General features: G+C 49.2%; 10 protein-coding genes. 7 read left to right on the forward strand and 3 right to left on the reverse strand.

Annotated features, from left to right (window positions below; all coding sequences use genetic code 11):
- The first annotated feature begins 131 nt into the window (after window positions 1-131).
- The 3 genes from ACIS_RS01620 to ACIS_RS01630 all read left to right on the forward strand — a co-directional run bounded on the left by ACIS_RS01620 (window position 132) and on the right by ACIS_RS01630 (window position 3,906).
- Window positions 132-887 (forward strand): protocatechuate 3,4-dioxygenase, encoded by a 756-nt coding sequence (locus ACIS_RS01620; protein ID WP_012880499.1) that lies wholly within the window; start codon window positions 132-134, stop codon window positions 885-887.
- A 103-nt stretch (window positions 888-990) separates the two neighbouring features.
- Entirely contained in the window at window positions 991-1,965 is a 975-nt protein-coding gene (locus ACIS_RS01625) for a hypothetical protein (RefSeq protein ID WP_012880500.1), read from the forward strand.
- Window positions 1,966-2,256: 291 nt separating this feature from the next.
- Window positions 2,257-3,906 carry a hypothetical protein gene (locus ACIS_RS01630; protein WP_041651134.1) on the forward strand — a complete coding sequence of 550 codons (1,650 nt, stop codon included), beginning with the start codon at window positions 2,257-2,259 and terminating at the stop codon, window positions 3,904-3,906.
- 150 nt (window positions 3,907-4,056) lie between these two features.
- Here ACIS_RS01630 and clpB read toward each other — a convergent pair whose 3' ends face one another.
- Window positions 4,057-6,663 (reverse strand): ATP-dependent chaperone ClpB, encoded by a 2,607-nt coding sequence (gene clpB, locus ACIS_RS01635; RefSeq protein ID WP_012880502.1) that lies wholly within the window; start codon window positions 6,661-6,663, stop codon window positions 4,057-4,059.
- Between the two features lie 230 nt (window positions 6,664-6,893).
- Here clpB and ACIS_RS01640 point away from each other — a divergent pair, with 230 nt between their 5' ends.
- Together ACIS_RS01640 and ACIS_RS01645 are read left to right on the forward strand one after the other, a co-directional pair.
- A complete protein-coding gene (locus ACIS_RS01640) occupies window positions 6,894-7,625 on the forward strand; it encodes an SDR family NAD(P)-dependent oxidoreductase (protein WP_041651416.1) in 732 nt (243 codons plus the stop codon).
- A 463-nt stretch (window positions 7,626-8,088) separates the two neighbouring features.
- Window positions 8,089-10,155 carry a hypothetical protein gene (locus ACIS_RS01645; protein ID WP_148207709.1) on the forward strand — a complete coding sequence of 689 codons (2,067 nt, stop codon included), beginning with the start codon at window positions 8,089-8,091 and terminating at the stop codon, window positions 10,153-10,155.
- Between the two features lie 18 nt (window positions 10,156-10,173).
- Here the strand turns inward: ACIS_RS01645 and groL are convergent, their stop codons facing one another.
- Together groL and ACIS_RS01655 are read right to left on the reverse strand one after the other, a co-directional pair.
- The gene (gene groL, locus ACIS_RS01650) at window positions 10,174-11,823 is read right to left on the reverse strand and encodes a chaperonin GroEL (protein ID WP_012880504.1); all 1,650 of its coding nucleotides are present in this window, start codon (window positions 11,821-11,823) and stop codon (window positions 10,174-10,176) included.
- Window positions 11,824-11,870: 47 nt separating this feature from the next.
- Window positions 11,871-12,155, reverse strand: a complete 285-nt coding sequence (locus ACIS_RS01655; protein WP_010265645.1) for a co-chaperone GroES — start codon at window positions 12,153-12,155, stop codon at window positions 11,871-11,873.
- Between the two features lie 231 nt (window positions 12,156-12,386).
- Between ACIS_RS01655 and radC the strand changes: the two genes are divergently transcribed.
- Window positions 12,387-13,079, forward strand: coding sequence for a RadC family protein (gene radC / locus ACIS_RS01660; protein WP_012880505.1), 693 nt, complete (start codon window positions 12,387-12,389; stop codon window positions 13,077-13,079).
- A gap of 90 nt (window positions 13,080-13,169) precedes the next feature.
- Window positions 13,170-13,814 carry a lipoyl(octanoyl) transferase LipB gene (lipB, locus tag ACIS_RS01665; protein ID WP_012880506.1) on the forward strand — a complete coding sequence of 215 codons (645 nt, stop codon included), beginning with the start codon at window positions 13,170-13,172 and terminating at the stop codon, window positions 13,812-13,814.
- The last annotated feature ends 9 nt before the right edge of the window (window positions 13,815-13,823 follow it).

Here is a 13,823-nt window from a genome sequence, read left to right on the forward strand (position 1 = left end):
TGCTTTGGATGGTACTGCAGGGTAATACAAAGTTGGTTTCTGGCATGTGTGCGGTGTTATCCCGGTGGGGATGGTGTATAGGCATGGGTGGCTGAGGTTTCTGTGCCCTGCGGGGTTGTTGGTGGTGTTTTATGGAGTTGGCTATGAGAGAGGCGAGGAAGTTGAATAGGCGGTTCAACAGTCTGAGCGGGCTGTTTGTTGGGCTAACTGTGTTAGCAATGTGCCTGTCGCAGGGGGCTGGGGCGGTTGATCCGGTGATTGTGAATTGTGTGGAAACTCCAGAGGTTCGCGATGTGAGTGAGATGCCAAGTGTTTTTAACCTCTCGAACAATTTGGCGCGTAAGCCGGGCAGTCCGGTAGTCGCTGATGGGGAGCTGGTATACATTGTGGGGAGAGTGACAGATTCCAGATGTCACCCCTTGGGCAATGTGAGTGTGTTCATGTGGCAGGCGGACTCCCACGGTATATACAATGCGAGCAAAGCCGCGGATCTTGGCGAAGCGACTGAGGGTTCAAATAAGTCAGGTGCAACAGGATATGATACAAACTTTAGCGGCTCTGGCAAAGCAACCACTGATAATCTAGGTAACTTTGGCTTTATTACGGTCATGCCCGGTCAGCATATGGGTAGGTCCCCACGTGTCCATTTCCTGCTAAAACATCAAGATTTTCCCGAGCTCCAGACTGAGATGTTCTTTGAAGGGTTAGGTAACTCCGATGATCCGGGCCTTAGTAGGATTCCTGCAGCTATGAGGAAGCTACTCACTGCCCGACTTGTTGATGGGGGAAGTGAAACCGGAGTCAAAGTGTACGAATTTAATATGGCATTTGCTGAAAACTTTGATCCCGCTAAACAAAACAGTAACAGTGTTAGCGTGGCTCCGTAGCGGCCGTGGAAGGCCCTAAGCTGACCATAAGTTTGGGTACGATTGATTCGCGATGCGGTTTCCCTGTACACTTGTAGGTGTGTATTTCTAGGGTAATGCGTCCGTGAAAGTGCGTACAGACAGCTACGACTTGGCTGGTAGCCTGGGCCGAAGCAGAGCATGCCGGTCTGGGAAACGTGAAAAGTTTATGGACCCGACCGTAACCTGCGATAGCCAACGTGTTGCTGGCTATCCATCATTAGGTGCGCCCATAGATGTTTTTGGTGACTGCGGTGATCCCTGCGGCCGCGGTGCGATAGTTCCTCGCGTCTACCGCAGACCCAGAAAAAATGCCAAAGGCAAGTTTGCGACGGCTGGGTTTAAGGCGTTCTGCTGGTATATTCGTGTCACCATGTCCTTGGTGGTTCTCCTGACGTCGCCGGCGCTGCTGCTGTGCGTTTTATCAAGACCTGTTGCGGGGGCGGAGTACACGTGGGCCCGCACCGTGCCGTATAGTGCGCTGAAAAGAGGTGGCAGGATCCGGCTAGGGCTAATGCACAGGTTGCTTAGGCCTACGATTAGGCAGATGTATGCGTACATGCACGTGTTGCTGTTCAACCTTGCAGCATTTACCCTGCTCACTTATGCAGTATCGGGTCTAGTGGCCGATCAGCACTTCTCTTTTGGAACATCAGTAATGTGGGCTTTGGCGCCGACCGCTATCTTATTCGTCGTTGGCGTCGTGTACCACTATACGTCATGGTACATGAAGCTCAATGACTCCATGCCCGCACGTCGTGCCTTCAGCCTGATATGGCGTGGCGTTGCCAGTGCTCATGACAGGACTGATGACTCCGCGTTTAACCTGATGTTCAGAGAGCAAATTCGGGATTCTATGAGCATGTCTTCCCTAGCGAGGACTGATAAGCAGCTGTTGCTGGGTGTTCCAACTGCCCTGTTTGCTCTGGGGTGCTACATATATGACAGACAGAGCGGAGAAGAGGATCTTGCGCTAAACTTCAGAGAAGCAGCTGCAAGCTCCAAGATATGTGGGCTGTCTGTGAACATGAAGACTAGGCTTGGTCTGTTTAGAGATTAGCACACAGGGGTATGGCACGCCACACCTGGTTGTTGTGGGGTCTGTGTGTGAGTAGGGGTGCGCCCTAAAGCCGTGTATGTTGCTGTGCGCGCCCCATGCGGGTGAGGATGCTGACGACGTAACGCTCCTTGCCGTGGCAGTAGCGCGTGCTCCGGTTGTCTACATTGGTTCTGTGTGGTACCATACTTGCGGGGTGCTGCCTGCGTGCGTAGAGGTCTGATAGATGCCCGTTCCAGACTTGGGTGTATGAGGCACTCTCTGTGGTTTTACTAAAAATGTGTGCCTCAGCTTATGGAAGAGGGTGTTGCGTGCGCTAATGAGCCGCCGATGGGTACCTCGTCTCAGGAAGCGGTGGTGGGCTGTGCCCGCGATGCTACTCTGGATGAGGAAAGAGCGTACGATGTACGAAGCAGAATATACACAGCATATATGCTTTGCAGCTCTATGCTGTGTGTGGTGCCCATAATTCCGTATTACATCTCCAAAGAACTGTACAGAAGAGGCAAAATGTTGGGGGCAGCTATCAGCATGGAGCTGTTTCTGTGCCTACGTTCCGTGCTGACCATCGAGCTCATACTTGTAAAGATCCTGCTGATTGCGTTCAAAAAGTATCCTAGCCTGTTGAGGGGGTTTTTCATACCTCATACGGACTTGGCAGTGCTCTTTTTGGCTTCTATGTGCACTATCCCCTTGTCTATCATATCAATGACGTGGCGGTACTATTGCGTATATGAGATGGTTAAGAATACAAAGTGCAGCGTGTGTCATGCGCTTTTAGAGCAGAGCTACTTGCGGGATATAGTGTACGGCATGCCAGCACTTGTTAGCTATAGCGGCCGCAGCGGCCCATTCTTCACCCACGAGAATGTTCAGCGTACGAAGGTCTATAACGGCGACGTTGCATACGAGATCTATTTGTACTGCACATCATACTTGTTGTTGCTTCCCGCATGTATCGCCTTGCTATGCAATTACTTCTATCACAAACGCAAGCAAACCGCGATGTCGGTAGTGCGGGTGCTAAGTGCACTGTCCCACGTTCTGCTGGTCAATGCCTTTCTCGTCGCCACAATGGCCTATGTTGCTTTTCTGCAGGTAGAGAGCCCATCATTCATGGGGTTGCGCGGTGATCCGATCAGCATTGCCGCACTCGTTGGGATGTTGTCATCCGTGGCGATATTGATGGGGACAACCGCATTCTGCTGTTACTTGGTCCGCAGAGAAACGCGCTGTCTTGATCTTGAAGTGCCTGACGATATAGCCCGTTCTGTGCTCAAGTTTGGCATATTGACCGCGGCAGTTTGCAATATCTGCGCGTTGTTTGTGGCAAAGGAAGAACTCAGGGATAGGAAAGCCGCGTATCCGGGAGATAAATTTGCCTATGACGTCTTCTTCCATGTGGTTACCTCAATACTGATGCTTCCCGCATGTTTTGCGCAGCTAGCCAGCGAGCTCCGCGCTGCAGGCAAGAGAAAGCCTTCAGCCATTGCCGATAGGACGTGCTTATTTTTGGAGATATTACTTACTAATGTTCTAGTGCTTGGTGCGCTGTTTACAGGGGTGTTACACGCACCCTTCTTCTGCGGTGTGGTGCACAATCCTACATACACAGGATTCCTTGCTGCTCTTGTGGTTTCGGGTGCAATTCTCGTTATTGCAGTGATGTGTGATGTACTGCGCGTCGCAAAAAAGTCAAAAGAGGAAGAAATTGGGTGGGAAGATGTTGCGCTGTGTGATGCGTACATTAGAAGCAGGGTGGCTAACTTTGGACTGCTGAACCTTATTGCGCAGGGTGTTATACGCCTAATTTTGCTGATCGTAGGCAGGACTGAGGGCAAGGAAAGCGGCTATTGGACAACACACGCGAATCGCGAAATTAGGATCGGCAATGTTACATCTGTGCATGACCGCACCTACGCAGGTGCTCCGCGTGGTTACTAGGGGTAGGGACGTTTTACTACATACACCACCGCAACTGCCCGAGGAGCCCCGCGGCATGCTACCGGCCTGTAGCGTACTAGCCACCATGTGTACCATAACGCAAGGTACGTCATGTTAGCAAGTGATGGCCGAATCCCGCGATTGGGGCGGCTACGCCCCAGACTCCTCCGTGTGTGCGGCCGGTGTCACCTTACGCCGTATTGCAAGGGCCCCGTCGGACACAAATCCCTCCAGGCTATCTCCGGCGTTTACCTTTCCGGAGAGTAGCAATTCCGCCAGCTGATCTTGTATGTTGTGTTGTATAAGACGCTTAAGAGGGCGTGCTCCGTAGGTTGCATCATAGCCACGCTCCGCTATCCAGGACTTTGCTTCCGGAGATAGCGTGATCGATAGACCTTTGTCACTGATTATCTTCTGCAGGTAGGACATCTGAACATCAACGATGCGTCCTATATGCTCTTTGGCTAACCTGTTGAATATTATGATGTCATCAAGCCTGTTTAGAAACTCTGGGCGGAAGTGCATACTTAGCGTCTCCAGCACCTTCTGACGCGTTACTTCCGCGCTTTCGCCTGCGGGGCCGTGCACCAGAATTTCCTGTCCAATATTTGACGTTAATACTAATATCGTGTTCTTAAAGTCTACCAGCTTGCCTTTGCTGTCTGTGAGTCTACCCTCATCTAGAACTTGCAAAAGTATGTTAAAAATGTCCGGGTGTGCCTTCTCTATTTCGTCAAACAGAACCACCTGATACGGTCTCCTTCTCACCGCTTCTGTAAGCATTCCTCCTTGCTCGTATCCCACGTATCCTGGTGGGGCGCCTATCAGCTTTGCTACGGAATGCTTTTCCATGAACTCAGACATGTCAAACCGCAGCAGCGCGGACCTGGAGTCAAACAAAAACTCACTCAGTGCCTTAGTGAGCTCGGTTTTTCCAACACCTGTTGGGCCTAGGAACAAAAATGACCCCATGGGTTTTTGTGCATCTTGCACTCCTGCTCTTGACCTTCTAACTGCATTGCTCACTGCCCTCACTGCACTTTCCTGCCCGATTACACTCTTGCCTATCTCCCTCTCCATGCTGAGCAGCTTTTCTTTCTCGCTGTTCATTACATTTTCCACGGGAATACCCGTCCACCGCGAAACTATAGCCGCAATATCATTTACTCCTATCTCTTTCCTCAACATAGTGCCGGCCACTTCCTCATGTTGTTTCAACTCCTGCTCGAGCGATGGTATGACCCCGTACATCAGCTCCCCGGCCCGCGACAAGTTGCCAGATCTTTGTGCCTGTTCTAGCTCAATACGTGCCCCGTCAAGCTTCTCGGTTAACTCTTGCATCTTTGAGATTTTGATCTTTTCGGCCTGCCACTTGCTATTCAGATCTGCGGCCTCAGAACTCAGTTCGTCAAGCTCTTTGTTGATGACTGCAAGGCGCTGCTGCGATGCCTCGTTCTTTTCGTTTTTCAAGACTTCTGACTCTATCTTGAGCTGCATTATTCTGCGGTCTATGCTGTCTATTACTTCAGGCTTGCTGTCTATTTCTATTCTTGCACGACTTGCGGCTTCATCTATCAAATCTATAGCCTTATCCGGCAAGAACCTGTCGGTAATATAGCGGTTGGACAACGTTGCTGCCGCGACGATTGCGCTGTCGGTGATTCTTATACCGTGGTGGAGTTCGTATTTTTCCTTAAGGCCTCTTAATATGGAAATTGTGTCGCCGGTGGTTGGCTCTGCAACAAACACAGGTTGAAATCTCCGTGCAAGTGCGGGATCCTTTTCTATATGTTCACGATACTCATCCAGCGTGGTTGCGCCTATACAGCGTATTTCCCCTCTGGCAAGCACAGGTTTTAATATGTTAGATGCATCCATAGAACCGCCTGTGGCACCTGCTCCTACCAGCATGTGCAACTCATCAATGAACAGTATCATCTTACCGTTGGAAGCGACTATTTTCGTTATTACAGCCTTAAGCCTCTCTTCGAACTCCCCTCTATACTTTGTTCCAGCTATTAGTGAAGCCAAATCCAAGGCAAGCACCCTCGCATCACGTAGCCACATGGGAACGTTGCCCGAGATCATAGCTTGCACAAGCCCCTCCACAATCGCACTTTTTCCCACCCCTGGCTCTCCGATCAATGCTGGGTTGTTTTTGGTTCTGCGAGACAGGACCTGAATCAGCCGCCTTGTCTCATCGCTTCTACCGATTACCGGATCCATCTTGCCCTTTGCAGCCAGCTCGGTCAGATCTTGGGTATACTTCCTCAGTGCATCAAATTGCTGTTCCGCGTTTTCGCTTTCAGCCCTCACCCCGTCGCGCATTTTTTCTATCAAGGAGTTAAGCTTTTGTGTGGTGACCCCCTCATTCACAAGCATTCTTGACACGCTGCTTTCCACAATGACGAGGGCCTGAAGCAGCCGCTCTGCCGTTACATATGCATCCTGATTACGCTTTGCCAAGCTTGCTGCTTCGTCTAAAATCTTTGCCATTTCCCTGGAGAGGCTTAAATGCCCACTTCCCGAGCCGCTTACTACCGGCAATTTACTCAGTATCTGTGACAGAGTGGCAGTGATCTTGCTAACCTCGGCTCCGCACGAGGATATCAGGTTGCCCACCATATCATTTTTTTCTTTCAGCATCACGCTTAGCAAGTGCTCTGGAAGCAGGGACTGATGCCCGGAGGATACTGCGAACATCTGTGCATCCATTATGAAGCCCTTTGCCTTTTCTGTGAACTTATTCAAATCCATGACGGTTACTTACCTAACTTTCTGTGCATAGATATATGTCATGCTCCACTAAATTTGTATGGAGCCTTAGAAAAAAATATGAAGAGACCCGTCAGTGAGGAATTTTGCCTCTTGTCGCCGTGTCCACAACTGCGTAACAGCACGCAAATGTGCACTATATTTCTTGTCAAGCGCTTGAATAGAGCGTACCATCCCCACTCGTGTACTTGTGGGGGTTTTTGAAATTAAATATGGCCGATCGCTTGCGGGGTAAGGTGGCGTTGGTTACTGGTGCCTCGTGTGGAATTGGGGCAGCTGTAGCCAGGAGGTTTGCTAAGGAGGGTGCCAGCGTAGTCTTAGTTGCTAGGAACATGGACAGGCTGAAGGCGCTGTGTGACTGTATACAGGAATCTGGTGGTGAGGCTATTCTCGCTCCCATAGACATTCAAGACTACGAGAGCGTGAAGAATTTGGCCCTCTCTGTGAAGAGCAGGTTTGGCTGCCTTGATATTCTAGTTTCCGTAGCCGCGTTGCTCGGGAGCCTTGGTCCAGTGCAGGAGTACGAGCCCGCTGCTTGGAAGGAGATTATGCACGTAAACCTGTTTGCTAACTGGTATCTGATTAAGCATTTTGACGCCCTACTCAAAAGTGCTCAGGCTGGTAGGGCGATATTTGTGACATCCGAGGCAGCTAGGTCGCTGCTGAATTACTCCTATTTTGCGCCATATGCTGCAAGTAAAGTAGCCCTGGAAGCCATGGTGCAGGTGTATGCGGTGGAGACCAAGCACAGTAAATTGTGTGCGAACGTCGTGTACCCGTGCGGTGTCGATAGTAATATTTACTCTCAGATCTTTTCTGCGCAGGAGCAGTCCAAATTACTGGCGCCTGATAGTCTTACAGACAAGTTTGTGGAATTGGCTTCCGAGGAGTGCTGCGTTACTGGCCAGATATATGAGCTGACCCCGAACGTTGAGGAGGAATAGTCTCTCTAACGGGGCCTTGTGGGTGCCCTAGAGATTATCTACTACTTCCTTCCTAAACCTCTTTACATCCCCCAGCACATCACTCCCTGCCCTACAACTTCCCAGGCTCATGTTGATACTGCAAACAGTCGGGTGTTCCTTAGCTCATCCCACTGTGGTCTTGCTACCATCTATAACCACCTAATGTTGTTCTTAAAGTACAGTCAAAGTGCTGCCCACACCTGTGTCATTACCCTCAGGTCTCCTTACTTCTTACTCGCACTCCCAGCTGTGTCACTACCCTCTGGCACCACCCAAGTCCCTACTCTCCCACACCACCTCTGTGTACTACTCGCACTCCCAACTTTCTTGGTGTTGCATTGCCAACACACCTACATTACCACCTAGTCCCCTTCTAGGTAGAGATCTAACATTAGATACAGTGAGGGGTCAGTTACTATCCAGTGCATTGGGTAGGATGTCTATGGGGGATGTGAAGAGGTTTAGGAAGGAAGTAGTAGATAGTATAGGAGCAGGAACAGCTAGTCCTGTAAGGGCTGTATTTAGCAGTGCAGTACTTGGTAGTGCAGTACCTAGTGCTGATGGTGATACATTCCTGATGGGAGAGATGGTAGGAGTTGATGAGGGACTAGTTATTCAAGAACTAAGTAGAGCTGATGAGTTAGTGAAGTTACAACATGAATTAGAAAAGCAAGTAAGTAAACTAGCTGAACTTGGAGAACTTAAGTGGTTAGAAGAACTTGAGAAGCTGCAGGCTGAGGAGATCCAGAAGGTGAAGGACAGCATAGGGGAGATGGAGAAAGAGAAGATAAGGGAGGTGGAGACGGCGAAGGGGGAGTTTGAGAAGGAGATAGAGGAGATAAAAGGGGACTTGGAGAAGCTAGCAGCTGAGAAGATGAAGGAAGTTGTGATGAAGGTGGGGTTCAACGAGTTGGGACTGGAGGCTGCGGTGAAGAAGGAGGTGGGAGAGAAGCTATGGAGCAAAGAGCCGGAAAAGGTGAAGGAGGCGTTGGAGAAGTTAGAGGAGATAAAGAAGTGGGATAAGGTAAAGCAGGAAAGGGATGAGCTGAAGGAGAAGCTTAAGGAAATAGAAAAGATAAAGGTAAAGGAGCTCCAGAAGGTGAAGGAGAAGATACAGGAGGTGGAGATAGAGAAGTTGGAGAAGGTGGTTAAGGAGTGGGAGAAGATAGGGGCCAAGGAGGAGAAGGCAAAGGAGGAGTGGGAAAAGGCGGCAGTAAAGCTAAAGAAGCTGGTGCAGGGGGTGAAGGATCTCAAGAGCAAACTAGAAGAACTAGAAACAATAAAGGGAGTGGGGGAGAGACTTAAGGATGATATAGAGAAAATCAAGGAGCCAGGAGACCTAGAACAGCTAGAAGCTAGGAAGATAGAGGAGGTAAAGACGGCAAAGGGGGAAGCCAAGAAGGTGCTGGAGAAGGATAAGCTTAAGGAGCTCAAGAGCAGGCTAGAAGAGCTGAAGAAGGGGGAGACGAAAACAAAGATACAGAAGCTCAAGGACAAGCTAGAAGACCTGGCTGCAATAAGGAAACTGAAGGAATTGGGATTGGAAGAGAGATTGAGGGAATTAGCTGAGGTTAAGGAAGTTAAGGCATTAGCTGAGAGGCAGAAGGATGTGGGATTGGATGCTCAGGAGGGATTACAGCTGACTGAGAAGATTAGGGCATTGGGAGGACAGTTAGATCTGATGGAGGGGAGGTGGAGAGAGAAGATAAAGGCATTAAGCGTAGGTATGGTAGGGAGGTTAGAAGCTAGGAGACTGGGAGAGAATACAGATGGTGGACTAGCCGAGAAGTTGGGGAGGCTAGGAAGGTTAGATGAGCTAGTGCCGGGGGATAGAGCTAAGAAGCTGGGGGAAATGAAGGTTACGCTAAAACAGCTTAGAGAGCTGGCAGAGAAGGAGATTAAGGAGAAGAGCCTAGTAGAGCGAAGTGTGGGAATGTTTGGCACCATATTCGGATTTTGGGAGAGAACAGTGACAGGCAAAGAAACACTGGGAGACATATTGAAGGGCAGGAAGTTAGTAGACCTAGAGAAGAGACTATCCAAGATCAAAGCACTAGAAGAACTTACAGAGATTGCTGAGAAACGTGGAGTAGCTACAGTAATGAAGGCTGCATTGACTAGTGCTATGGAGATTACAAAGAATAGGGGTTGGACTGATTACTTAAATAAAGTTGATTCAGGTAAGAAGAGTGATGCTGTTAAAGAACTGATTGCTGCTGAGAAAATAAGAAAGCTGACACAGTATATTAATACATTGGAAGCTGATGAAAAGGCTGTTGTTGCTGGGGCTTTTGCCAAAGCTGTTGAAGGTGCGGAGGTGATAAGCAATGTATCTCCTGGTAGTAGAAGCTTCTATCTAGGATTAGATTACCACCCAAGCATGAACGGCATCACTGGTGTGAAGTTTGAAGAAGCAGGCCTATTCCCACTCCTGGATAAAGAAGGTGAGTATGATATAGAAGGAGAGGAGCGGATACCTAGCGTGTGCTACAATCCGCTCCTGTTGTAATGTGACTACAACCGTGGGCTAGAAGCCTCCCATTCCTCCCATGCCTCCGGCCGCTCCGCCACCTGCGGTGTCCTCCTTGCTCGGGATGTCCACAACCACCGCATTCAAGGTCATGAATACAGCTGCAAGTGACACAGCCAAGTCAAACGCTATGCGCACTACCTTCAGAGGGTCCATAACCCCGGAAGCAAACGCGTTAGCGTAGTTCATGGTGTCAACATTAAAGATGAGCTCTTTATCATTCTGCTTCAACAGATGCTGAATGACACACGGAGCCTCTTCGGATCCGGAATTTTTTATGATCCTCTTTATTGGAGCGCGGACAGCGCGCTTTATGATGTTGATGCCCAATTGCTCATCATCATTCTTCCCCTTTACCTCGTCTAGAGATGCAAGCGTGTATAGCAGGGCAGCTCCACCACCAGGTACCACGCCTTCCTCAACCGCAGCCCTAGTTGCGTGCAAAGCATCTTCAACCCTATCCTTGCGCTCCTTGACTTCAACCTCACTAGAGCCACCAACCTTAAGTACGGCAACCCCACCTGAGAGCTTCGCCAGCCTCTCCTTCAGTTTTTCCTTGTCGTAGTCAGAAGAAGAAACTTCAATCTGGGACTTAATCTGGCTAATTCTGCTGGTAATGCTGTCAGCGTTGCTGTCGACGCTTCCTATGATTGTGGTTGTATCCTTAGTTATGCGCACAGTCTTAGCAGTACCGAGGTCATCCAGAGTGATGTCCTCAACCTTTACTGCGAGCTCGTCGTTTACCACGTATTTCGCACCGGCTATTACAGCAATATCGCCGAGCATGTCTTTCCTTCTGTCGCCAAAACCAGGTGCCTTGACAGCTGCAACCTGCAAGCCTCCGCGAAGCTTGTTAAGCACCAGTGTACTTAATGCTTCACCCTCTACGTCTTCCGCGATGATCAGCAATGGCCTTCCTGACCTAGCGACGTTTTCTAGTACTGGCAGTATGCTTTGTACTAGATTGATTTTCTTTTCAGTTAGGAATATGTACGGATTCTCGAACTCCACCAGCATCTTCTCAGCGTTGGTGACGAAGTAAGGGGAGAGATATCCGCGGTCAAACTGCATACCGTCAGTCCTTTCGACCTCAAGGTCCTTGAACCCCTTGCTCTCCTCAACTGTTATTACCCCATCTTTGCCAACTTCCCTGACACATTGCGCTATCTTGCCACCTATGTTTTTATCTCCGTTGGCAGATATAGTAGCAACCTGTGCAATCTCATCTTCAGACGCCACTTCACGCTTCATTGATAGCAAAGCTGTGAGAACAGCCTCCTTGGCCTTCAAGATCCCGTTTTTTATGCTTATGGTATCAGCGCCAGCGGCCTTGGCTCTGGACACTTCCTCAATAACTTTTGCAGTCAGTATGGAGCATGTGGTAGTCCCGTCACCAACCTTATCGTTACACTGAGACGCGCTCTGAGTAATTATGTTCGCGATAGCGACTGCCAAAGGTTCCTCGGGCTTTATGCTCTTCATGACTTTGTATCCATCCTTTGTGATCTCCGGGGACCCATAGGGCTTGCTAATAGCAACGGTAAGCCCCTTTGGGCCGGCAGTGCAACCAACAGCATCCTCCAGAATGCGCACCACCTCCCTTATGGACTTATCTAACGCCTCGCCCGTAACAACAACATTCGCCATTTGTAACCTCCTAAATCAAACTTAACAAACCAAACCTGCGTACCGGACTACGCCTCCTTAGCGATTATGTCGCTCTCTTTCATGACTATGAACTTCTTTCCTTCGAGCTCTACCTCGTTTCCGGCCCATTGACGATAGTAAACTACATCACCAGCCCTGACCGACATGGGTGTAACCTTGCCTTCGCTGTTCAAAGCACCGGGCCCTACAGACACGACCTTGCCCCTGGTCGGCTTTTTCTTGGCGGAATCTGGAAGCTGTATGGGAGAATTTCCTCCACTATCTTCCAAAGCCTCAACCAAAACATTATCATGCAACATAGCTAGATTCATAACTATCCTCCGAACATTTTTTGTGACTGATCGCGTCACGATAACTCTGGCGGTTATATAGGAGCCGAAAAATTGAATTTCAAGAGTGGTGGGACACGATTGGTAATTTTTTTTTTTTTTTTTTTTAGTTTTTACTAGCTTGAGGCGCTGTTGGCTTGCATGTTCTTTCACAATGCGTAGGATTTCCCCAAATGGTTTTAGTTTATTTCTTAACTAATTTGGAGCAATGAGATGCGAGACAGTTCAAAATGCGAGCAGCTCAAATTCGGGCACAGGGCGAGGCTCAGAGAAAGGCTGATATCTGGCGAAGGGGTCGGACTGCTCGACTATGAAATTCTGGAATTGATTTTATGCTCTGCTCGCAGTCGCGTGGACCTAAAACCCATTGCTAAGCAACTTGTCGCGGAGTTTGGCACTCTTTCAAAGGTGATATACGCAGATGTGGCAAAGCTGAAGAGAGTGAAAGGAGTTGGTGAATCTTCAGTTGCCGCAATATTGTGTGTGCGAGAGGCGGTGATACGCACGCTAAAAGGCGAAATGAAATATGGCGTGGTAGTGAATGAGTGGCAGAAGTTATTGGATTATTTGCGAGTCAAAATAGGAAACTCAAGCGTGGAAAACCTGTGCGTTTTGTACCTCAATAAGAAATATCGTGTAATCGCAGATGAAATACAAAATACCGGCACTATAGATGAGACTCCTTTATACGTGCGCGAGGTTGTAAAAAAGTCGCTTTTGCATGATGCCTCATACATCGTAGTGTCGCACAATCACCCAAGTGGTGATCCCAAGCCATCCAAGGCGGATATACACATTACCAATAGGTTGCAAGAGGCTTGCTGTAGCATGAACATAGTGCTGGTGGACCATGTGATTATTACACCAAAAAGGCACTATAGCTTCAAAACCAACGGCCTGTTATAAGCCTACCATTCGGGCGCATTTTCATAATGCCTACGGAGGGTTGACTTACACCATTTTGTGTTGTAGAGTCGCACCCCTCAACGTGGTGCTGTGAGTTTGCTTGGTTTCCCTGTGGAGTGGCGCGTTTCTGACGGAATGGTCGACTATAAAGCAGCTTTGGATTTTATGACCTCCAGAGTTGATGGTATTTTGGAGGGCAGAGAATCGGAGATGGTCTGGCTGTTGGAGCACCCTTCAGTATATACTGCTGGTGTCAGTGCGAAGGATGGAGAGTTGCTTTCTGAGAATAAGTTTCAAGTTGTACGCACCACCCGTGGCGGGAAATATTCATACCACGGCCCGGGGCAGCGGGTGGTTTATGTGATGCTACATTTAGGGCGAAGGGACAAGCGTGACGTAAGATTATACGTACGCAACCTTGGGCTGTGGGTAGTTGGCACACTGGCGGAGTTTGGCATTGATAGCCATTTTGATGACGACAACACGGGTGTATGGGTGCAGTATAGTAGGCAAGCGAAGAAAATAGCCGCTTTTGGAATAGCAATCCGCCGCTGGGTGACTTACCACGGGCTTTCGGTGAACATCAGCGCAGATCTTGGCTGCTACTCAGGCATAGTTCCCTGCGGCATAGCCGGTTCTCACGTCACGTCGCTTCAGGATTTGGGGGTTACCGTGCCCTTTGAAGAGTTCGATGCCGTGCTGCAGCAAAAGTTCGACACTATCTTCTTGCAATAGGTTTTATAT

The sequence above is a fragment of the Anaplasma centrale str. Israel genome (assembly GCF_000024505.1).
Lineage (GTDB): Bacteria > Pseudomonadota > Alphaproteobacteria > Rickettsiales > Anaplasmataceae > Anaplasma > Anaplasma centrale.